Genomic DNA, 21,092 nt, shown 5'->3' with positions numbered 1-21,092 from the left:
TACTAGCCGTATCGGCCGACTGCCGCGGACGTTCCCCGACCCCGAATGCTGGTGCGGGAACGCCGGCTCCGGGCCCGGGCACGTGTCCGGCCGCGCGCTCGGCAACCGCCCCCTCTCCCACCCGGTCGAAGGAGCCTCTTCCCCATGACAGTTCTCGATCCACCAGGTGCCGGCGTGACGGACATGCTCCCCGGACGCCGGCCGCTGAGCCTCCTCGACGACGTGTCGGGGACCCGGGGTCTCGAACCGGCCGTGCTGCTGGAGCTGTACCGGCAGTTGGTGCGCGGGCGCCGCTACAACGAGCAGGCGACGGTCCTGACCAAGCAGGGACGGCTGGCGGTGTACCCGTCGACCACGGGCCAGGAGGCCTGCGAGGTCGGTGCCGTACTGGCCCTGGAGGCCCAGGACTGGATCTTCCCCACGTACCGGGACACCCTGGCCCTGCTGGTCCGGGGGGTCGACCCGGTGGAGGTGCTGACGCTGCTGCGCGGCGACTGGCACCACGGCTACGACCCGCGCGCGCACCGCATCGCGCCGCTGAGCACCCCGCTGGCCACCCAGACGCCCCACGCGGTGGGGCTCGCGCACGCCGCCGCCCTGCGCGGTGAGAACCTCGTCGTGCTCGCGATGACCGGGGACGGCGGCACCAGCGAGGGCGACTTCCACGAGGCGATGAACTTCGCGGCCGTCTACCGGGCTCCCGTGGTCTTCCTGGTGCAGAACAACGGGTACGCGATCTCCGTGCCGTTCAGCAAGCAGTCCGCCGCCCCCAGCCTGGCGCACAAGGCGATCGGCTACGGCATGCGGGGCGTGCTGGTCGACGGGAACGACGCGGCAGCCGTGTACACGGGGGTCCGCGAGGCCGCCCGGCACGCCCGCGACGGTGGCGGGCCGACGCTCGTCGAGGCGCTCACCTACCGCATCGACGCCCACACCAACGCCGACGACGCCACCCGGTACCGTGACGCGGCCGAGGTCGAGTCCTGGCGCCGGCGGGACCCCGTCCTCCGCATGGAGCGGCACCTGCGCGAGCGGGGGCTGCTGGACGACACCGGGGTGGAGCGCGTCCGGCGGGACGCGGAGGACCTGGCGCGGGACCTGCGCGACCGGCTCCTCGCGGACGCCGTCCCCGACCCGATGGATCTGTTCGAGCACGTCTACGCCCGCCGCACCCCGCAGCTGGACGAGCAGCGCTCGCTGCTGAGCCGGGAGCTGGCCGCCGTCCAGGAGGCGGGCGGACCCGGTACCGAGGAGGCCGGCCGGTGACCACCACCATGGATGTCGCCGCGGCCCGCGCCGCCGGCGGGGAGTCGGCGGTCGAGCGGACGACCCTGTCCAGGGCCCTCAACCGCGCGCTCCACGACGCACTGGCCGAGGACGACCGGGTGCATCTGCTCGGGGAGGACATCGGCACCCTGGGCGGCGTGTTCCGGGTCACCGACGGACTGGCCGGGACGTTCGGCGACAGCCGCGTCACGGACACGCCCCTGGCCGAGGCCGGCATTCTCGGCACCGCCGTCGGCATGGCCATGTACGGGCTGCGGCCCGTCGTGGAGATGCAGTTCGACGCGTTCGCCTACCCGGCCTTCGAACAGCTCGTCAGCCATGTCGCGAAGATGCGCAACCGCACCCGCGGCGCCCTGCCGATGCCGCTCACCATCCGCATCCCCTACGGGGGCGGCATCGGTGGCGTGGAGCACCACAGCGACTCCTCCGAGGCCTACTACACGCACACGGCGGGTCTGCACGTCGTCGCGCCGACGACAGTCTCCGACGCCTACGGCCTGCTGCGCGCGGCCATCGCGTCGGACGATCCCGTCGTCTTCCTGGAGCCGAAGCGTCTGTACTGGTCCACGGGCGAACTGGACCGCTCGGCCGGACTGCCCGAGCTGGGCCGGGCCGCCGTGCGCCGCACCGGTTCCTCGGCCACCCTCGTCACCTACGGTCCGTCGCTGCCGGTGTGCCTGGAGGCGGCCCGGGCGGCCGAGGAGGAGGGGTGGCAGCTGGAAGTCGTCGACCTGCGCAGCCTTGTTCCCTTCGACGACGCCACGGTCTGCGACAGTGTCCGGCGTACGGGGCGGGCGGTGGTCGTCCACGAGGCCCAGGGATTCGCCGGATTCGGCGCCGAGATCGCCGCCCGGGTCACCGAGCGCTGTTTCCACCATCTGGCGGCCCCTGTGCTCCGGGTCACCGGATTCGACATCCCGTATCCGCCTCCGATGCTGGAGCGTTTCCATCTGCCCGATGTCGACCGCGTCCTGGACGCCGTCGCGCGGCTGCAGTGGGACGACCGTGGGAACGGGGACGGCACATGACGCGCGCGACGAGGGATTTCGCTCTCCCCGATCTCGGTGAAGGCCTCGCCGAAGCGGAGATCGTACGGTGGCTGGTGAACGTCGGGGACCCGGTCGAGGTCGACCAGCCCGTGGTCGAGGTGGAGACGGCGAAGGCCGTGGTGGAAGTGCCCTGTCCGTATGCCGGCGTCGTCGCCCGGCTCTGGGGCCGGGAGGGGGAGAGCCTCGAAGTCGGCAGCCCCCTGGTCTCGGTCGGCGAGCCGCGGACCGAGGCCGCCGGCCCGCCGGCCGGCCGGACGCCGGCCGCGGCCGAACCCTCCGTGGAATCGGGCAACGTCCTGGTCGGATACGGCACGTCCGAGCCCGCCGTACGACGGCGGCGGCGCGTTCTCGTGCCCGATCCCGGAGAGACCGCCGCCGGCCGTGACGCCGTGGCACCCGTGTCCGGAGCGGTCGCCGTGATCTCCCCGCTGGTACGCCGGCTCGCCCGGCAGCACAACGTAGACCTGCGGACGCTGCGCGGCAGCGGGCCCGGCGGACTGATCCTGCGCAGGGACGTCGAACGGAGCCGGCCGGCACCGCCGGAGCCGCGTGCGGAAGCGGGTCCGCAGGACGTGCGTGTCCCGCTGCGCGGCGTGCGCCGCACCATCGCGGAGAAACTGGTCCGGAGCCGTCGGGAGATCCCCGACGCGACGACCTGGGTCGACGTCGACGCCACCCGGCTGCTGGAGGTCAAGCGGGAGTTGTCGGTACCGGGTGAGGAGAGGATCTCGCTGCTGGCGCTGCTGGCCCGCATCTGCCTCACCGGGCTCGCCCGGTACCCGGAACTCAACGCGACCGTCGACGACACCCGTCAGGAGATCGTCCGGCTCGCCTCGGTCCATCTCGGTTTCGCCGCACAGACCGAGCGCGGTCTGGTCGTCCCCGTCGTCAGGGACGCCCAGCGGATGAACCTCGCGGAGCTGTCCTCCGAGATCGACCGGCTCACCGCCGAAGCCCGCGGGGGGAGGGTGGCTCCCGCGGACCTGTCAGGAGGCACCTTCACCCTCAACAACTACGGCGTCTTCGGCGTCGACGGTTCCACACCGATCATCAATCACCCGGAAGCGGCGATGCTCGGCGTGGGCCGGATCCTGCCACGGCCGTGGGCCGTCGACGGGGAGATCGCGGTGCGCCGGGTGTGCCAACTGTCCTTCACCTTCGACCACCGCGTGTGCGACGGGGGGACGGCGGGCGGCTTCCTGCGGCATGTGGCGGATGTGATCGAGCGGCCCTCGTCCCTGCTCCGGGAAGCCTGACGGCGGGCCGGGCCCTCGCCGCGGCCAGGCAGGCACCGCTCACGGCGTTCACCGTGAACGGCGCCGGCCTCCCTCGGCCCCACCGCCGGGGACCGGCCCGGCCCGGCCCCTCACCCGCTCTGCCCGTCCCCTCACCGGTCACGCCGAGACTTCGCCGTACACGGCGCGCAGGAGGGCCGGGTCGGGGCCTTCGAGGACGGCCGGCCTGCCGAGGCCGTCGAGGACGATGAAGCGCAGCAGGTCGCCCCGGGACTTCTTGTCGACCCTCATGGTCTCCAGCAGCCTGGGCCACTGGTCGTGGCGGTACGAGACGGGCAGCCCCACCGCCTCCAGCACGGTGCGGTGCCGGTCGGCGGTCGCGTCGTCCAACCGGTTTGCCAGACGGCCGAGTTCCGCGGCGAACCGCAGACCGACGGAGACGGCGGCCCCGTGGCGCCACCGGTAGCGCTCGTTCCTCTCGATGGCGTGGGCCAGGGTGTGGCCGTAGTTGAGGATCTCGCGCGGCCCGGATTCCCTCAGGTCACCGGAGACCACCTCGGCCTTGACCCTGATGGCGCGCTCGATCAGTTCGGCGGTGTGCGGCCCGGCGGGCGTGCGCGCCGCAGGCGGGTCCTCCTCGATCAGCTCCAGTATCCGTTCGTCGGCGATGAACCCGGCCTTGACGACCTCCGCCAGTCCCGACACGAAGTCGTCGGCGGGCAGCGAGTCGAGGACGGCCAGTTCGCAGAGCACGCCGGCCGGCGGGTGGAAGGCGCCGACGAGGTTCTTGCCCTCGGCGGTGTTGACGCCGGTCTTGCCGCCGACGGCCGCGTCCACCATGGCGAGCACGGTGGTGGGCACGGCGATCCAGCGCACCCCGCGCAGCCAGGTCGCGGCCACGAACCCGGCGAGGTCGGTGGTCGTGCCGCCGCCGACCGCGACGATCACGTCGGAGCGGGTGAAGCCGGACCGGCCGAGCGTCCGCCAGCAGCGGGCGGCGACCTCGGCGGTCTTGGCCCGCTCCGCGTCGGGGACCTGGACGGCGACGGACCGCAGGCCCTGACCTGCCAGGTCCGCGCGGAGCGCCTCGGCGGTCCCGGCCAGTGCCCGCGGGTGCACGAGGGCGACGCGTCGGGCCCGCCCGCCGATCAGCCCGCCCAGCTCGCCGGCGAGCCGACGCCCCACCAGCACCTCGTACGGGTCGGTCCCCGCGGATCCGCCGACCTGGATGCGGGTGACCCGCGGCGCCGTCGGCTCACTCATCTCGGTCTCCACTCCAGTGTGTCGATGACGGCTTGGACGACTTCCGCGGGTGTGCGGCCGTCGGTGGCGACGACCGCCGACGCGACCTCGGCGTACAGCGGGCGGCGTTCCTCCGCCAGCGCCCGCCACCGGTCGAGGGAGTGGTCCGCGAGCAGCGGCCGGGACACGTCCAGAGCGGCCCGGCCGGCCGCCTCCTCGACGCCCATCGAGAGATGGACCACCGTGTGTGCGGCGAGCAGTTCACGCGTGCCGCCGTCCAGGACCGCGCCGCCGCCGAGCGCGAGGACGCCCTCGTGTTCTTCCAGCGCCGCGGCGACGGCCGCCTTCTCCAGCATCCGGAACGCGGCCTCGCCCTCGTCGGCGAAGATGTCCGCGACGGCGCGGCCCCGCGCGGCCACGATGTCGTCGTCGGTGTCCCGGAACGGGCAGCCGAGCCGCTCGGCGAGCAGGCTTCCCACCGTCGACTTGCCCACCCCCATCGGGCCGACCAGGACCACCTCGGGGCGGCGCCCCCCGCTCCCCGTCGCCCGCGGCGCGGCCCGGCGCATCGCCTCCAGCGGCGCCGGGCCGCGCCCCGTCATCTGCTCCACCTGGAGTGCCGCCTGGTGGAGCAGCAGGTCGATTCCGCCGACGACGCTGCCGCCGCGCGCCGCCCACCGCGCCGCGAGGGCCGTCGGCCACGGCTCGTACAACACGTCGAACAAGGTGCCGGGGCTCTCCGGCACCGCGGACACCAGGGCATCCGTCGCTCCGGCCGGAGTGGTCGCGATCACCAGGGGCGCGCGGAGGCCCGCCGCCGCGTCTTCCCACGGCTCGGTGCGGACCGGCACCCGCAGTCGCCGGCCCCACTCGGCGGTCTGCGCCGCGCGGGCCGCGCCGCGGACGTGGACCACGACCTCGCCGGCTCCCAGCTCGGCCAGTGCGGCCAGGGCCGAGGCGGCCGTGGCGCCGCCGCCGAGGATCACGGCGGAGCCGACGTTCCCGATCCCGCGTTCGCGCAGCGCGGCGACCATCCCCGGGATGTCGGTGTTGTCGCCCCGGCGCCCGCCGTCGGTGGTGAACACCACGGTGTTGACCGCCTCGACGGCGCGTGCCCGCTCGCTGACCTCGTCGAGCAGGGGGATCACCGCCCGCTTGAGCGGCATCGTCAGCGACAGCCCGGCCCACTCGGGGCCGAGTCCCGCCAGGAATCCGGGCAGCGTCGCCTCGTCGACGTCGAAACGGCCGTACGTCCACAGACCGTCGAGTTCCAGCGCACGGTACGCGGCACGGTGCAGCGCGGGCGACAGGGAGTGGGCGATCGGCGATCCCAGCACCGCGGCCCGGCGTCGGCCCTGGCCCTGGCCGGCGGTCACCGGATGTACAGGCTGTCGAGGTAGGACCGCACGTTGCGGCGGGTCTCCGGCACGCTGTCGCCGCCGAACTTCTCCGCGACCGCGTCCGCCAGGACCAGCGCGACCATGGCCTCGGCCACGATCCCGGCGGCCGGGACGGCGGTGACGTCGGATCGCTGGTGGTGGGCCCGCGCGGCCTCCCCCGTCGCCACGTCGACGGTCCTCAGGGCGTGCGGCACGGTCGCGATCGGCTTCATCGCCGCCCGCACCCGCAGCAACTCACCTGTGCTCAGGCCGCCTTCGGTGCCGCCGGCGCGGCCGGAGGCACGGCGGATGCCGCCGGCGGTGTTCACGATCTCGTCGTGCGCCCTCGACCCCGGCACCCGGGCCAGTGTGAATCCGTCGCCGATCTCGACCCCCTTGACGGCCTGGATGCCCATGAGCGCACCGGCCAGGCGGGCGTCCAGCCTTCGGTCCCAGTGCACGTGCGAGCCCAGGCCCACCGGCACGCCGTACGCCAGCACCTCGACGACGCCGCCCACGGTGTCACCGTCCTTGTGGGCCTGGTCGACCTCGGCCACCATCGCCTTGGACGCGTCCGCGTCCAGGCAACGCAGCGGGTCGGCGTCGAGCCTCTCCACGTCGGCCGGCGTCGGGTGGACATCCCGCGGCGTCTTCACCGAGCACAGCTCGACGACATGGGAGACGATCTCGGTCCCGGTCGTCGCCGTCAGGAAGGACCGCGCGATCGCGCCCAGCGCGACGCGGGCCGCGGTCTCCCGGGCGGAGGCGCGTTCCAGGATCGGCCGGGCCTCGTCGAACCCGTACTTCTGCATCCCGGCCAGGTCGGCGTGGCCGGGGCGCGGCCGGGTCAGCGGCGCGTTGCGCGCCAGGTCACGGAGGATCCCGGCGTCCACCGGGTCGGCCGCCATCACCTGCTCCCACTTCGGCCACTCGGTGTTCGCCACCATCACCGCGACCGGGGAACCGAGGGTCAGGCCGTGCCGTACGCCGCCGAGGAAGGTGACCTCGTCCCGCTCGAACGCCATCCGCGCCCCGCGCCCGTGTCCGAGGCGCCGCCGGGCCAGGTGGTCCGAGACCATCCCGGTGGTGATCGCGACGCCGGCGGGAAGCCCCTCCAGCGTCGCCACGAGTGCGGGGCCGTGCGACTCCCCCGCGGTCAGCCAGCGCAGCCTGCTCACCGGTGCTCCTCCGTCAGCGTAGTGGTCTTCCAAGGGAGTTCGTACTGTGGGAACAGCCGCCTCATCTCGGCGTGGAAGCCCGGGAAGGTCTTCGCCACACACGCCGGGTCGTCCAGCGAGATCGTCCCGGGTACGGCGAGTCCGAGGACCGAGAAGGCCATCGCGATCCGGTGGTCCCGGCGGCAGGAGATCCGCGTCGGGCGCGGAACGCCCGGGTGGACGGTGATCCAGTCCGCGGCTTCCTCGCACCGGACGCCGCAGGCCCGGAGGTTCTCCGCCACCGCGTCGATGCGGTCCGACTCCTTCAGCCGTGCGTGCCCGATGCCGCGGATGGTGACGGGCGCGTCGGCGAGTGGCGCGATCGCGGCCAGGGTCATGAACGTGTCCGAGATCTCGCCCATGTCGACGGTGAAGCCGCCGCGCAGCCGTTCGCCGCCGGTCACCGTGGTCGCGTTCCGGTCCGTCCGGACCCGCGCGCCGGTCCGCGCCAGCACGGCGGCGAACCGCGTGTCCCCTTGCAGGCTCGCGGAGCCGAGGCCCGGGACGGTCACGGTGCGGCCGGTGACCGCGGCCGCGACGAGGACGTACGACGCCGTGGAAGCGTCCGGTTCCACCAACGTGTCGGCGGCGGTGTACCCGCCGGGCTCGGCCTCGAACGAACCGTCCTCCCACGACGACATCGAAGCCCTCGCCGCCGGTGTGCTCGGCGACGTACTCGTCCAGGCGGCCGGTGAGGAGTTCGGCGGGGCGCCCCTCCCTGGACAGCACGTGGGTCAGGGAGAACCGCTCCGGGTAGCGGTCTTTGAGGTCGGCCAGTTCGTCCACGAACATCGTGGTGCCGCCGCCCCGGTTGCCGTAGAACAGCGCGACGGTGGACGACGGGGTGCACAAGGCCGTCGCCGCCAGGGACAGCATGGGGGTGATGCCCGAGCCGGCCGCCACCATGACGTGGGTGGCCGCGCGGGTGAGGTCGGTGGTGAATCCGCCGTTCGGCGGCTGTGCCTCGACCCGGTCCCCCGGCCGCAGTTCGTCGACGAGCCAGCCGGAGACCGCGCCGCCGTCGATCCTGCGTACGCCGATGCGCGGCGGGGTGCCCTCGGGGGAGCAGATCGAGTAGCTGCGCCGCTGTTCACGTCCGTCGACGATCCGTCGCACGGTCAGTGCCTGCCCGGCGCGGAAGGTGAAGAGGTCCGCCAGGCCGGCGGGTGCCTCGAAGGAGATCGCCGCCGCGTCCGGGCACAGCCGGTCGACCGCGGACACGGTCAGCGGGTGAAAGGCCCGCCGGGCGCGGCGGGCCGCGGCTGACGCCTCGGACCGGGACGGGGCGGGCGTCTCGGGCGGGGCCATCAGATCTCCTTGAAGTGTTCGAAGGGCTCCTGGCACGACCGGCAGCGCCACAGGGACTTGCAGGCCGTGGCGCCGAACCGGGACGTCTCCGCCGTGTCGGTGCTCGCGCAGCGCGGACAGGCGGGGCGGTGCCGCAGGCCGGGCAGCGGCAGCGGGACCGGTCCCGGGGGTGCGGGCCGGGGGCCCGGCGGGCTGATGCCGTGTTCGCGCAGCTTCGTGCGGCCGGATTCGGTGATCCACTCGGTGGACCACGGCGGGTCCAGCAGCGTGCGGATCTCGACGTCCTTGTAGCCGTGCGCCCGGATGCCGGCGGCGAGGTCGTCGCGGATGGTCTCGGTCGCCGGGCATCCCGTGTAGGTGGGGGTGATGTCCACCCGGACCCGGCCCGAGGGCAGGACCACCACCGCGCGCAGCACGCCGAGTTCGGCGAGGGTCAGCATGGGCAGCTCGGGGTCGGTGACGCCCTCGGCGGCGCGGCGGCAGATGTCGGTGTGCGTCGCGGGCCGGCCGTCGTGCGGGGCCGTGCCGGTCTGCCGGGCGGCGCTCACCAGACGGCTCCCGGATAGGCGCGGGCCACGCTCTGCATCTCGGTGAGGAGCTCCGTGAGGGCGTCTCCGGGGCGGCTGTCGCGGCCGGTCGCGCGCGGGCCCGGCACGGCGGGTGCCACCGGGTCGTACAGGGCGATGTCCGCGGGGGCGAGCGCCGCCGCCAGCGCCTGTTCGACCTCGGCCCGCAGGTCGGCGGCCGGCACGGCGCAGCCCGCCGCGGCCAGTCGGCGTTCCACGTCGTGGGTGACGAACAGTTCCTGGAGCAGCGGCCGCAGCCCGCGCCAGGCCCGCAGGGTGCGCCGGCGTGACCGCTCCGTGCCGTCGCCGAGTCGCGCCGTCCAGTGCGCCGCGAACTCCCGGTGGTAGGCGAGTTCCCGCACCCCGCGGACCGAGACCGCGGCCAGCGCGAGGTCGGGGGCCGAGGTGAGTCTGGACAGGAGGACGCCGCGCCAGGTGGAGAAGACGAGCAGGCGCAGCACACAGTCGGCGAAGTCGGCGTGCGCGTCCTCGGCGAACCGCACGTTGCGGTAGGCCTCCGGTCCGCGCAGGAACGCCAGGGCGTCCTCGTCGCGGCCGGCCCGCTCGACGTGTCCGGCCCGGCCGAGCAGCAGCCGGGCCTGCCCGAGCAGGTCCAGGCCGAAGTTGGCGAGGGCCACCTCGACCTCCAGTTCGGGGGCGCGGGTGCACCATCCGATGAGCCGCTGGGTGAAGACCAGCGCGTCGTCCCCGAGCATCAGGCAGTAGGCGAAGAGGTCCCGCGGGTCCGCCCCGTCCGGGACGTCCGCCTCCAGTTCGGGGACAAAGACGTCGAAGCCGGTGCCGAAGGTCCCCTCCAGGTCGAGGTCGGCGAGGACGGTGTCCGACGGCGGCTGATCGTTCATCGTGCCTCTCGCGTTCTGCCGTGGCGGGTGGCGGGGTCCGCCGCGGGCGCCGGTGGCCGGGGTGTGTCAGATGTGGGGTACGTCATCGGGGATCCGGTAGAAGGTGGGGTTGCGGTACGCCTTGTCCTGGCTGGGGCCGAAGTAGGGATCCTTCTCGTCGGGGCTGCTGGCGGCCAGGGCGTCGGTGCGGACCACCCAGATGCTCACGCCTTCGTTGCGGCGGGTGTACAGATCCCGCGCGTTGAGCAGGGCCGTCGCCCGGTCGGGGGCGCGCAGCGAGCCGACGTGGGTGTGGCTCAGGCCGCGGCGCGGCCTGAGGAACACCTCGTACAGCGGCCAGGAGCCCGGGCCGGGCGGGGGAACGGCGCCGTCGTCGGTGCCGTCGCCGGTGCTTTTCATCGGGCCTCGCCCTCCGGTCGCCGCGCGCGGTCCTCGCCGGGATGCTTCGCCGCGTGGGCGGCGGCGGCCTCGCGGACCCAGGCGCCGTCGTCGTGGGCGGCCCTGCGCCGGGCGATCCGCTCCGCGTTGCACGGTCCGTCGCCCCGCACGACCCGGTCGAACTCGTCCCAGTCCGGGGTGCCGAAGTCGTAGCCGCCGCGCTCCTCGTTCCAGCGCAGGTCGGGGTCGGGGACGCTGATCCCGAGGGCGCGGGCCTGCGGGACGGTCATGTCGACGAAACGCCGGCGCAGTTCGTCGTTGGTGTGCCGCTTGATCCGCCACGCCATGGAGCGGGCCGTGTTGCGGGAACGCTCGTCGGGCGGGCCGAACATCATCAGGGCGGGCCACCACCAGCGGTCGGTGGCCTCCTGGACGGCGCGGCGCTGCTGTGCGGAGCCGCGCATCATCGTCGCGAGGAGTTCGTAGCCCTGCCGCTGGTGGAAGGACTCCTCCTTGCAGATCCGCACCATCGCGCGGCCGTAGGGGCCGTACGAGGTGCGGCAGAGCGGGACCTGGTTGCAGATGGCCGCGCCGTCGACCAGCCAGCCGATGACTCCGACGTCGGCGTAGTCGGTCGTCGCGTAGTTGAAGACGGAGGAGTACTTCTGCCGGCCGTCGATGAGGCGCCGGGTGAGTTCTTCCCGGACGGCGCCGAGTGTCTCGGCCGCGGAGTAGAGGTACAGGCCGTGTCCGGCCTCGTCCTGGACCTTCGCCAGCAGGATCGCCTTGCGGCGCAGGCTGGGTGCGGCGGCCAGCCACGCGGCCTCGGGCTGCATGCCGATGATCTCGGAGTGGGCGTGCTGGGCGATCTGCCGCACCAGCGTCGCCCGGTAGGCCTCGGGCATCCAGTCCCTGGGTTCGATGCGGCCGTCCTCGGCGATGGTCCGGTCGAAGTGCCGCTGGAGCGGATCGGTCTCCTCGGCCGTGGTCGTCGTCATCCGTCCTCACCTGCCTTCCTGGTCGGTGATCACCCGTGTTCGCGGCCCGCCGGTCTCAGCGGGCCCGGAACGCGTGCAGCGTGACGTGTTCGGGTTCGGCCTGGCCGGCCGGGCGCGGGGCGGCCGGTGTCCGCGCCGCCCGCGCGGGGTGGAGGCCGGTGAGGCAGCGCTGTGCGAGCTGCTGGTACTGGGCGGTGCCGTTGCTCTTCCAGGCGGTCTCGTCCGCGGTCAGCTCGCGGATCACCTTGGCCGGGCTGCCGGCGACGAGGTGCCGCTCCGGAACGTGGAAGCCGGCCTTGACGAAGCTGCTCGCGCCGACGAACGCCTGCGCGCCGACGACGACCCCGTCCATCAGTACGGCCTTCATGCCGACGAGGCTGTCGCGGCCGACCCGGCATCCGTGCAGTACCGATCCGTGTCCCACGTGGCCGTCCTCCTCCACCACGGTGTCGGCTCCGGGGAAGCAGTGCAGGACGCAGCCGTCCTGCACGTTGGACCCCGCGCGCAGTTCCACGTGCCCGAAGTCGCCGCGCAGGCTCGCGAGGGGTCCGACGTAGCAGCGCGGCCCGACGTCGACGGAGCCGATCAGCACGGCGTCGGGGTGCACGAAGGCCGTGGGGTGCACGACCGGCACGTTTCCCTCGAAGGAGTAGATCTTGGCCATGGCTGTCATCGCCCTTCTGGTGTCAGACCGGAGCCGAGGCCGAAGCAGGCCCGAGCAGGCCGAGTGCGTCGTGCCCGTGGATCCAGGCGAGGTCGTCGGGCAGCGCGGCCAGGCGCTCGTTGCGCGCCTGCGCCTCGGGGCCGTCGGGGAGCTGGAAGCAGCCGGCGTTCTTGCGGGAACCCGCCTGCAGCAGGCGGGTTCGCGGTCGCCGGATCTGCTCGTACGCGCGTAAGGCTTCGGTGACCGTCCGCGGGGTGGCGCCGCCGAGGACGTGGGCGAGGACCACCGCGTCTTCCAGTGCCTGGTTCGCGCCCTGTCCGTGGTGGGGCAGCATGGCGTGGGCCGCGTCGCCGAGCAGGGTGACGCGGCCCCGGCTCCAGGTGCGCTGCGGTTCCCTGTCGTAGAGGGCCCAGCGTGAGGGACGTTCGCAGGCCGCCAGGACCGCCGTGACGAACGGGTGCCATCCGTCGAAGGCGGCCAGCAGCTCGGACGTCTCACCTTGGGTGGACCAGGACTCGATCAGCCAGTCGCGGTCGGGGACCACGGCCAGGAAGTTCAGGGCCCGGCCGCCGGCCACGGGGTAGGCGATGAAGTGCCGGCCCGGCCCCAGCCAAAGCCAGAGGACGGGTTCGGCGAGTTCGGGCAGGTGGGCCAGGCGCTCCATGGGGATCAGCGCGCGGTACCCGCTGGTGCCGGAGAACACGGCGGCCTCGGGACCGAAGACGCTGTCGCGCACGGCGGAGTGGATGCCGTCGGCGCCGACGACCGCGTCGGCCTCGGCCTCGGTTCCGTCCGCGAACCGGATCACCGCGCCGTGGCCGGTGTCCTCGACCGCGGCGCAGCGAGCGCCCAGGCGTACGTGTTCCGGACCGAGTTCCGCCAGGAGCGCCTGCTGGACCGCGGAGCGTTCCACCGTCCAGAACGGGGCCTTGAAGCGTTCCTCGTACGCTCCGGACAGCGCGTGGACCACCATGCGCCGGCCGGTGCTCCAGTGCCGGAAGTCGGCACGCAGGGGTGCGACGGCCGAGTCCTGGAGCCGCCGCGCGACACCCAGCTCCCGCAGCATGCGGTGCCCGTTCGCACCGACGGCGATCCCGGCGCCCTGGGGGGCCACCGCGCGGGACTGCTCGTACACCACCGCGTCGACCCCGCGTCGCCGCAGGCCGATGGCGGTGGCCAGGCCACCGATGCCGCCGCCCACTACCGCCACGCACGGGCGTCTGCCGGCCATGCTGTCTCCTTCCGTGTCCGCCGGGTCCGCCCGGTCGGTGCCGGCCCGCTCACCGGAGCGGGGTGACTTGGGTGAAGGCGCCCCGGTGGAAGACCAGGGGCTCCGTGTCGCCGGCGGACGCCCCGAGGACGCGCCCCACGACGAGCACGTGGTCGCCGAGCGGCTGGGTCAGGTGGAGCGCGCATTCGAGGGTCCCGGGCCCGTCGGGCAGCACCAGGCATCCGGTGCGCGGCCCGACCGACCACTGGGCGCTCTGGTCCACCGGGGGGCGCTGCGCGGCGGGCGCGGTGAGCACGCCGACCAGGGGGCGCGCGTGGTGTCCCAGGAAGGAGACGGCCCACTGGCCGGTCGCGCGCACCCGCTCCAGGAACGTGGAGTCGCCGCGCAGGCACATGGAGACCAGGGGAGGGTCCAGCGAGACGGAGGTGAACGAGTTCACCGCGATGGCGTCGTGTCCGGGCCCGGCCGGGCCGTCGAAGCGGGTGGTCACCGCGCACACTCCGGTGACGAACTGGCCGAGTATGCGCCGCAGCTGGGCCCCGTCCAGAGGCTCGGTGCAGTCGAGCTCCCGGGTCGCGGCGGCGCGTGTCGTCGGGGTGGTCACCGCGTGGCCTCGGCGGGGGCCGCGGGGGCCCGCCCGGCCGCTGCGTCGCCGATCACGGTGACGTCACCGGGGTTGAGGAGATCCGGGACCTTCCAGCCGTGCTCGTCATACTCCGACAGGCACTGGTCCACGAGCTTCTTGTAGCCGTCGAACTTGCCCGAGGCCTGCTGGGCGTGGAGCGCCTCGAAGCGGATCTGCTCGTGGTTGCCGGCGTAGTTCATCTCGTACAGCTCCCACCGGGCGCCGAACTCGGTGCCGACGGCGTCCCAGGCCAGCTTCATGAGCTTGACCCGGTCGATGGCCTCGACGCCCAGGCCTCGGACGTACTGGTCCAGGTAGGGGCGGACCTCGGGGTTCGACCAGTCGCGGGCGTGGGAGTTGTTGTAGATCAGCGCGCTGCCCAGGTCCCGCAGGAAGATCTCGCGGACCTTGGGGAAGATCGAGGAGGACAGCACGCGGAAGGCCAGCGCGGACTCTCCGTTGGGGGTGACGGTGCCGTCGGGCCACTTGGTCGGGTTCTCGGCCATGGAGTCCACGAGCGCCCAGAACATGTTGCGGTAGGCGAGCACTTCGCCGAGCCGGCTCTGCACGCCGCGGAACTCCGACGTGCCGGTGGTCTCCAGTCCCTTGGCCAGCAGGCCGGTCATGAAGTCCATCTTCACGGCGAAGCGGACGCAGGCGTGGAACATGGCGCGGTAGAAGAATCCCGAGCCGTAGAAGAAGTTGTTCGCCTTGTCCACGTCGTAGCAGAAGACGTTCTCCCAGGGGATGAGCACCTTGTCGAAGACGAGGATGCCGTCGTTCTCGTCGAACCGGCTGCTCAGCGGCTGGTCGAAAGGGCTGCTGACGGTGGCCGCGGCGAACTCGTACGAGGGCCGGGCGATGATCTTCAGGCCGGGGCTGTCCGTCGGCACGATGAAGTACGCGGAGAAGTCCTTGCCTCCGTCCGGGATGCGCCCGTAGTTCCCGACGAAGATGTGCTGGGTGAGGGCGGCGCCGGTACCCACCACCTTGGCCCCGGACACGATCAGGCCCGCGTCCGTCTCCCGGTCCACCGTCAGCATGACGTCCCCGAGTTCGGTGAGCCCGCGGTTGCGGTCGATCGGCGGGTTGACGATGCCGTGGCCGATGAACAGGACGTTCTCCTGGGCCTTGCGGTACCAGGTGGCCGCGTTGTCCTCGAACGGGGCGTAGTGGTCCTTGTTGGATCCCAGCGTGGACAGGAAGGCGGCCTTGAAGTCCGGGGTGCGCCCGAGCCAGCCGTACGTCATCCGCGCCCACTCCTCCATGGCACGCGCGGACGCCCTCAAGTCCCCCGAGGTGTAAGGGGCCTTGAAGTAGGGGTGGGTGAACCCGCCGTTGCCCGTGTCGGTGGGCACCACCAGCTTGCTGTTGCGCTCGGGGTCGTGCAGCGCGTCGTACAGGCGGGCCACCATGCGGGCGTTGTTGCGGAACGCGGGGTGCGCCGTGACGTCCTCCACCCGCTCCCCGTAGATCCGTACTTCTCGGCCGTCCCGCAGGCTCTGCAGGTACTCGTCCCCGGTCTGCGGTCGGGTCACGGTCCCGGGCAACGTGCTGGTGCTGGTCATGGAGGGATCACCTTTCGAGGCCGGTCGTATGAACGGGGGCAGGCGGGCGGAGACAGGAGACGCGGCCCACCGCGCCGGTTCCTTGCGTCCGGCGAAATCCTTCAGGAGGCGAACCGGCCTCAACAGTCGGCCGCTGGGGCTAGTGCCCTGGTATTAGATCCGTCCTTCTAGCCTCAACGGCCCGCTGCACACGGCCGGCCCGCCCGTGTCACGCTGCGCCCGGCAGCCGTCCGCAACCCGGTACCCGGCCCTCGGAACAGAAGGCGTTGAGGTTTTCTCCGTGGACAATGTTGAGCACTCGTCTCCCGAATCATGGCGGGCCCTGCCCGCGGCACAGCAGCCCGACTGGCCCGATCCGGCCGCCCTGCGCACGACGGTGGCGGCGCTGAGCAGCGCGCCACCCCTGGTGTTCGCGCGTGAGTGCGACACCCTCCTGGAACGGCTCGGCGAGGTGGCCCGGGGCGAGGCGTTCCTGCTCCAGGGCGGTGACTGCGCCGAGACGCTCGACACGGTGAACGCACACTCCGTCCGGGGCAAGCTGGAGGTCCTCTGCCAGATGGCCGCCGTCCTCACGTACGCCGCCGCCGTCCCCGTCGTGAAGGTGGGCCGGCTCGCCGGTCAGTACGCCAAACCCCGCTCGCAGCCCAGCGAGACCCGGGACGGCGTCACCCTGCCCTCGTACCGCGGGGACGCGGTGAACGGCCTGGACTTCACCGCCGCGGCCCGCACGCCCGATCCGGAGCGGCTGCGGCACGTCTACCACGCGTCGGCGGCGACGCTCAACGTGCTGCGCGCCTACACGGCGGCCGGGCACGCTGATCTCGGCCATGTCCACGAGTGGAACCGCGACTTCGTGGCGCTGTCCCCGGCCGGCCGCCGCTACGAGCGGCTGGCCGACGGGATCGACGCCACCCTCGGGTTCATCCGCGCCTGTGGCATGAACACCTCCACCCTGCGCACCTCGGAGATGTTCGCCAGCCACGAGGCCCTGCTGCTGGACTACGAGTCGGCCCTGCTGCGCACCGATCCCGACACCGGGCGCCGCTACGCCCTGTCCGGGCACATGCTCTGGATCGGGGAGCGGACCCGTCAGCTCGACGGCGCCCACCTCGCGTTCGCGGAGCAGGTGAGCAATCCCGTCGGGGTCAAGCTCGGCCCGGGGGCCGGCGCCGACGACGTGCGGGTCCTGATCGACCGCCTCGATCCGCAGCGCACTCCGGGGCGTCTGACATTCATCTCGCGGATGGGGCGCGAGAAGGTGCGCGACCGGCTGCCCGCCCTCGTCGAGGCCGCGCGCGCCGAGGGTGCCCAGGTGGTGTGGGCGTGCGACCCCATGCACGGCAACACCTTCACCGCGCCCAGCGGGCACAAGACCCGGCATTTCGAGGACATCCTCGACGAGATCACCGGCTTCTTCGAGGTGCACCGGGCCCTGGGCTCGCACCCCGGCGGCGTCCACGTGGAACTCACCGGCGAGGACGTCACCGAATGCGTGGGCGGCGGCGACGAGATCCGCTCCGACCACCTGCACCTGCGCTACGAGACCGCCTGCGACCCCCGTCTCAACCGCGGGCAGTCGCTGGACCTGGCCTTCCGGGTCGCCGAGTGGTACAGCGCCGAGAAGCGCCGTCTGACGCCGCCCTGGCCCGGCCGCATACCGCAACGGCGGGAACTGCCGGCGTTCGCGGACTACTCGGTCTCCCTCACCTGAGCACCCGCCCCGAGACCGAAGGAGCACCGTCGTGCGGCACTTCGAGAACTTTCCCGAAGGGGATGTCCACGAGCTGGGCAGCACCCGGCTCACCAGCGAGGACATCATCGGCTACGCGCGTTCCTGGGATCCCATGCCCTTCCATCTGGACCCGGTGGTGGCGCGCACCTCCCCGTTCGGGGGCCTGGTGGCCAGCGGCTGGCACACGGGGGCGGTGGTCATGGGGCAGTTCGTCCGCGCGCTGCTCGCCGACTCCTCGTGCCAGGGCTCGTACGGCATGGACGAGGTCCGCTTCCTGCGCCCGGTCCGCCCCGGGGACGAACTGCGCGGGCGGGCCACGGTGGAGGCGGCGGCGCCCCATCCCAGGCGCCCGGGCATCGGCACCGTCCGCTTCGTCGTCGAAGCGGACAACCAGCGGGGCGAGCCCGTCTACCGCATGCGCACCCGGCTGCTGTTCGGGTGCGTGCCGGCCGAGGCGGGGGCCGGCGGGACCGCGCGGGTCTGAGCCGGTCCTTTGCCCCCGCCCCGCCCGCTCCTGTTCCTTCCCGCCCACTCCCCCGCGGGGAGGAACAGGCCTTTGACAATACGCACCGTTGCGTCTATTCTTTCGGGAGTCGGCCGACCGGGAGAACCCCCCGTCATCGCGGTCGGCCGACTCCGGCACGTGACGGCGAGGCCCGGCTTACCCCACGCCTGCACGACCGGACGGTTCCCGGACACGGCCTCGTCCGTCGGCTCTCCCACACCGCACCGACACCGGCCTGCGGCACCCCGCCCCCGGGATGACCGCCGCTCCCCTCCCCACATCACCGGGGCAGCCTCCTGCGAAAGGCGTTCCTCACATGTTCCGCGCACGCCGGACCCGCCACACCGCCACCGTGCGGTCGGTCGTCCGCATCGCTCCCCGCATGGCGCGCATCTCCCTGGGCGGGCCGGTCCTGTCGGACTTCCCCGACGTCGAACCGACCCAGTGGATCAAGCTGTTCGTGACCGACCCGCGCGACGGGCAGACCGTCGGCCGCGCCTACACCGTGCGCGCCCACTCCGCCGCCGACGCGCTTCTCGACATCGACGTCGTCCTGCACGGCAACGGACCGGCGGCGCGGTGGGCGGAGACGGCCGCGCCCGGACAGGAGGTCGCCTTCAGCTCCCCCCGCGGGGCCTTCCGGCCCGAACCGGACGTCGAGCGCTACCTCCTGGCGGGCGACGAGAGCGCCCAGCCCGCCGTCCTCACCATCGCCGAGAGCCTGCCCCGCCACACACGGGCGACCGTCTACCTCGAAGTCGAGGGGCCCGAGGCCGAGACGGAGATCGACGCCCAGGCGGACCTGGACGTCCACTGGATCCACCGGGCCCCCGGGCAGCCCAAGGGCGAGGCCCTGCGGGACGCCGTCCTCAAGGCCCCGGTCGGCGCGACGCGCATCGCGGCGTGGGCGGCCGGGGAGTCGGGCGCGGTGCGGGACATCCGGCGTTTCTTCACCGAGGGCATCGGCCTGGACCGCCGCCGCTCCTACGCGAAGGGCTACTGGAAGCTGAACGAGGCGGACCACCGCGACCCACTGGCCTCGGACTGATCGACCGGCTCCGATCAGCTCCAAACGGCTACGACCGGCTACGACCGGCTACGACCGGCACGCAACCGCACGAACAGTCAGCGCGACGAACTCCGCGCCCCGCGGGGCGGACACCAGTGAGGGGCCTACTCCAGTGACAGGCGGTCATGGGCACATGGACACACCGGACATGAATCTCCTGGTGACGCTCGACGCGCTGCTGGAGACCAACAGCGTCACGCTGGCCGCGGAGAGACTCCGCCTGTCGCCCTCCGCCACCAGCCGCACCCTCACCCGGCTCCGCCACGCCCTCGGCGACCCGCTCCTCGTCCGCGCCGGTCAGCGGCTCGTGCCCACCCCGCGCGCCCTGGCGCTGCGTGGCGAGGTAGGGGCAGTCGTCCGCCAGGCACAGCAACTCCTCACGCCCGGCGAGCCGCTCGATCCGGCCCCCCTGACACGGGACTTCACCATCCAGGCGGCGGACGCCTTCGTGGTCGACCTGATCGCGCCGCTCACGACGGCACTGGCCAGGCACGCCCCCGGCGTGTGCCTGCACTTCGTGTCCGACGGCTCCGAAGGGACCGTCGCGCTGCGCGACGGCCGGGTGGACCTGGAGATCGGCGTCCTCGGCCGCACCGGACCGGAGACCCTGGTCGAGCCCCTCACCGGCGGCAGACTCACGGGGGTCGCGGCGGCCGGCCGTCCTCTCGCCTCCGGCCCCGTCACGGTCGACGACTTCGCCGCCGCCGACCACATCGTCGTCTCCCCGCACGGTGTGACCCGCGGCCCCGTCGACACCCTGCTCGCGGCGCACCACCTGTCCCGCCGCGTCGTGGCCACCGTCTCCGGCTTCACCACGGCGCTGCTCGCCGTCCAGGGCACCGATCTGACCTGCCTGGCCCCCGTCGGCATCGACCCGGACCGGCTCCGCGCCCTGGGACTCGTCACCTTCGAGGTCCCCCTCGACCTGCCGCCCCTCCCCCTGGGCATGACCTGGCACCCCCGCAACCACGCCGACACCGCACACCGATGGCTGCGCGACCATGTCCGGGCGGCGTTCGAATCCGTGAGCCGGCTCAAGGCCCTCTGACGGAGCCGGCACAGACCCTCGGCACACCGCGGGCGCCGCGCCGTCGCCCGGGACCGGGGTGACGGGCGACACCCGGCGGGAGCGGGCCGCAGACGGCACCTGGGCGACGGTCTTCACCACCCTGTTCGCCCAGGCGGACGCCGAAAGCGACCTCGCCAGGGCAGAGATGCGCCCCCGGTCGGCGGGCGACGTCGATCAGAGTTCCAGGACGAGCCGGGGGCACCCGGGTTCGGTCCGCGAGGAGAAGATCGTCATCGTCTCGTTGGCCGCCCGCTCCTCAGGGCCCAGCAGAGTGCTTCTCGGAAGGGGTGGCACGCCACCGGATCTCCCCGCTCGCCGGACGGCGGGCCGTACGAACTGCCGCGCGAGATGGGCGGCGACGGCCTCGGCTATCGGCCGCCGGCCGGGGTCTTGTCCGTGCTGGTGCCGTGGTGCCGGTGGTTCACGTGGGGCAGCCCGGTGAGGAAGGCGTCGAATGCGACGCGTTCCGTCTCGCTGAAGGGTGCCTTGAGCACGGTCGCCGACTGCACGGGCCGCCCGACTTCTGCGACAGTACGGCCCAGGCGAAGGGGTTGTACGCCACCTTGGTGACAGTGGACGAGGGGATGCTGCGTTCCAGGGCCGGGGTCTTGAGATGGAGGGTGTCGTCGGTGAGTCTGACAGTGATCGAGCCCGTGTAGTTCTTCGCGAGCAGCGTGGGACACCGCACCGGCTCTCCAGCGGACGGCGCAGGCCCTGCACGGACTCCATGATGTGGCGGGCCGGGATCGCTCCCGCCCGGTACCCGGGCATCGCGCGGTCCGCCACGATCAGCCGGGCGCTCCCATCCACTCGGGTGAGCAGGGGAATCCGAGCTTCGGCGAACGGCCGGACAACGCCGCCGAGGCCCGTCACCTGGGTGTCCAGCACGATGGGACGCTTCGGCACCGCCCACTGGCCCAGGGGGTCAGCGCCGTGGCAGTGGCGCACTCGTCCGGTGTCTCCGCCTCGGCGGCGTCGGGAATCTCCGCCCTACGACGCCTGCGCGCGTCCCCTAGTACTGCAACGACACTCCGTGACGTGGAGTGTTGCGCGTCGTTGGTCACTTTGTGACGGGAGAGATAGCTGACGAGTGGTCAGTTCTGTTCG

At 73.0% G+C, this 21,092-nt stretch carries 20 protein-coding genes and 2 pseudogenes; 7 read left to right on the top strand and 15 right to left on the bottom strand.

Going from position 1 to position 21,092, the window contains the following annotated elements; all coding sequences use genetic code 11:
- Window positions 1-144: 144 nt before the first annotated feature.
- The 3 genes from pdhA to ABZX30_RS30980 are packed head-to-tail and all read left to right on the top strand — an operon-like array spanning window position 145 to window position 3,592.
- On the top strand, window positions 145-1,266 hold the full coding sequence (gene pdhA / locus ABZX30_RS30990; protein ID WP_355939401.1) for a pyruvate dehydrogenase (acetyl-transferring) E1 component subunit alpha: 1,122 nt from the start codon (window positions 145-147) through the stop codon (window positions 1,264-1,266).
- 8 nt (window positions 1,267-1,274) lie between these two features.
- A complete protein-coding gene (locus tag ABZX30_RS30985) occupies window positions 1,275-2,315 on the top strand; it encodes an alpha-ketoacid dehydrogenase subunit beta (RefSeq protein ID WP_355939437.1) in 1,041 nt (346 codons plus the stop codon).
- The gene (locus ABZX30_RS30980) at window positions 2,312-3,592 is read left to right on the top strand and encodes a dihydrolipoamide acetyltransferase family protein (protein ID WP_355939398.1); all 1,281 of its coding nucleotides are present in this window, start codon (window positions 2,312-2,314) and stop codon (window positions 3,590-3,592) included. The genes ABZX30_RS30985 and ABZX30_RS30980 overlap by 4 nt, the downstream gene beginning before the upstream one ends.
- A gap of 138 nt (window positions 3,593-3,730) precedes the next feature.
- Here the strand turns inward: ABZX30_RS30980 and aroB are convergent, their stop codons facing one another.
- From aroB to ABZX30_RS30910, 14 genes and pseudogenes are all read right to left on the bottom strand, one after another.
- Window positions 3,731-4,834 (bottom strand): 3-dehydroquinate synthase, encoded by a 1,104-nt coding sequence (gene aroB, locus ABZX30_RS30975; protein ID WP_355939395.1) that lies wholly within the window; start codon window positions 4,832-4,834, stop codon window positions 3,731-3,733.
- Window positions 4,831-5,313 carry a shikimate kinase gene (locus ABZX30_RS30970; RefSeq protein WP_355939434.1) on the bottom strand — a complete coding sequence of 161 codons (483 nt, stop codon included), beginning with the start codon at window positions 5,311-5,313 and terminating at the stop codon, window positions 4,831-4,833. The genes aroB and ABZX30_RS30970 overlap by 4 nt, the downstream gene beginning before the upstream one ends.
- Window positions 5,314-5,358: 45 nt before the next feature.
- Window positions 5,359-6,189, bottom strand: a pseudogene (locus tag ABZX30_RS30965) (shikimate dehydrogenase); the annotation flags it as partial.
- A complete protein-coding gene (gene aroC / locus ABZX30_RS30960) occupies window positions 6,186-7,370 on the bottom strand; it encodes a chorismate synthase (RefSeq protein WP_355939432.1) in 1,185 nt (394 codons plus the stop codon). The gene aroC and the pseudogene ABZX30_RS30965, both read right to left, overlap by 4 nt.
- A complete protein-coding gene (locus tag ABZX30_RS30955; RefSeq protein WP_355939429.1) occupies window positions 7,367-8,050 on the bottom strand; it encodes a hypothetical protein in 684 nt (227 codons plus the stop codon). Before ABZX30_RS30955 ends, aroC begins: the two co-directional genes overlap by 4 nt.
- A 37-nt stretch (window positions 8,051-8,087) precedes the next feature.
- Window positions 8,088-8,717 (bottom strand): annotated as a pseudogene (locus tag ABZX30_RS30950) (FAD-binding oxidoreductase); the annotation flags it as partial.
- Window positions 8,717-9,202, bottom strand: a complete 486-nt coding sequence (gene paaD / locus ABZX30_RS30945) for a 1,2-phenylacetyl-CoA epoxidase subunit PaaD (RefSeq protein WP_355939427.1) — start codon at window positions 9,200-9,202, stop codon at window positions 8,717-8,719. The pseudogene ABZX30_RS30950 and the gene paaD, both read right to left, overlap by 1 nt.
- 59 nt (window positions 9,203-9,261) lie before the next feature.
- Window positions 9,262-10,146 carry a 1,2-phenylacetyl-CoA epoxidase subunit PaaC gene (gene paaC / locus ABZX30_RS30940; RefSeq protein WP_355939392.1) on the bottom strand — a complete coding sequence of 295 codons (885 nt, stop codon included), beginning with the start codon at window positions 10,144-10,146 and terminating at the stop codon, window positions 9,262-9,264.
- Between the two features lie 66 nt (window positions 10,147-10,212).
- Entirely contained in the window at window positions 10,213-10,545 is a 333-nt protein-coding gene (gene paaB, locus ABZX30_RS30935) for a 1,2-phenylacetyl-CoA epoxidase subunit PaaB (protein WP_355939389.1), read from the bottom strand.
- Window positions 10,542-11,522 carry a 1,2-phenylacetyl-CoA epoxidase subunit PaaA gene (gene paaA, locus ABZX30_RS30930; protein ID WP_355939386.1) on the bottom strand — a complete coding sequence of 327 codons (981 nt, stop codon included), beginning with the start codon at window positions 11,520-11,522 and terminating at the stop codon, window positions 10,542-10,544. Before paaA ends, paaB begins: the two co-directional genes overlap by 4 nt.
- A gap of 55 nt (window positions 11,523-11,577) precedes the next feature.
- Window positions 11,578-12,195, bottom strand: a complete 618-nt coding sequence (locus ABZX30_RS30925) for a transferase hexapeptide repeat family protein (protein ID WP_355939383.1) — start codon at window positions 12,193-12,195, stop codon at window positions 11,578-11,580.
- A 13-nt stretch (window positions 12,196-12,208) separates the two neighbouring features.
- Window positions 12,209-13,417 carry an FAD-dependent monooxygenase gene (locus ABZX30_RS30920; protein WP_355939380.1) on the bottom strand — a complete coding sequence of 403 codons (1,209 nt, stop codon included), beginning with the start codon at window positions 13,415-13,417 and terminating at the stop codon, window positions 12,209-12,211.
- A 49-nt stretch (window positions 13,418-13,466) separates the two neighbouring features.
- A complete protein-coding gene (locus tag ABZX30_RS30915; RefSeq protein WP_355939377.1) occupies window positions 13,467-14,021 on the bottom strand; it encodes a flavin reductase family protein in 555 nt (184 codons plus the stop codon).
- Complete coding sequence (locus tag ABZX30_RS30910) at window positions 14,018-15,610, bottom strand: 4-hydroxyphenylacetate 3-hydroxylase N-terminal domain-containing protein (protein WP_355939375.1); 1,593 nt, start codon at window positions 15,608-15,610, stop codon at window positions 14,018-14,020. The genes ABZX30_RS30915 and ABZX30_RS30910 overlap by 4 nt, the downstream gene beginning before the upstream one ends.
- A 280-nt stretch (window positions 15,611-15,890) precedes the next feature.
- On the opposite strand from ABZX30_RS30910, the gene ABZX30_RS30905 reads away from it, so the two are divergent.
- The 4 genes from ABZX30_RS30905 (at window position 15,891) to ABZX30_RS30890 (ending at window position 19,964) form a co-directional block, all read left to right on the top strand.
- Window positions 15,891-17,321 (top strand): class II 3-deoxy-7-phosphoheptulonate synthase, encoded by a 1,431-nt coding sequence (locus ABZX30_RS30905; protein WP_355939372.1) that lies wholly within the window; start codon window positions 15,891-15,893, stop codon window positions 17,319-17,321.
- A 31-nt stretch (window positions 17,322-17,352) separates the two neighbouring features.
- Window positions 17,353-17,826 carry a MaoC family dehydratase gene (locus ABZX30_RS30900; protein WP_355939369.1) on the top strand — a complete coding sequence of 158 codons (474 nt, stop codon included), beginning with the start codon at window positions 17,353-17,355 and terminating at the stop codon, window positions 17,824-17,826.
- A 337-nt stretch (window positions 17,827-18,163) separates the two neighbouring features.
- Complete coding sequence (locus ABZX30_RS30895; protein WP_355939366.1) at window positions 18,164-18,895, top strand: siderophore-interacting protein; 732 nt, start codon at window positions 18,164-18,166, stop codon at window positions 18,893-18,895.
- A gap of 169 nt (window positions 18,896-19,064) precedes the next feature.
- Window positions 19,065-19,964: a LysR substrate-binding domain-containing protein gene (locus tag ABZX30_RS30890; RefSeq protein WP_355939363.1), complete on the top strand. Its 900-nt coding sequence runs from the start codon at window positions 19,065-19,067 to the stop codon at window positions 19,962-19,964.
- A 389-nt stretch (window positions 19,965-20,353) separates the two neighbouring features.
- Here ABZX30_RS30890 and ABZX30_RS30885 read toward each other — a convergent pair whose 3' ends face one another.
- Complete coding sequence (locus tag ABZX30_RS30885; protein WP_355939360.1) at window positions 20,354-20,494, bottom strand: hypothetical protein; 141 nt, start codon at window positions 20,492-20,494, stop codon at window positions 20,354-20,356.
- Window positions 20,495-21,092 lie beyond the last annotated feature (598 nt).

The organism is Streptomyces sp. NPDC004542 (genome assembly GCF_040610035.1).
Lineage (GTDB): Bacteria > Actinomycetota > Actinomycetes > Streptomycetales > Streptomycetaceae > Streptomyces.
This window is presented reverse-complemented; position numbering and strand designations above follow the sequence as displayed.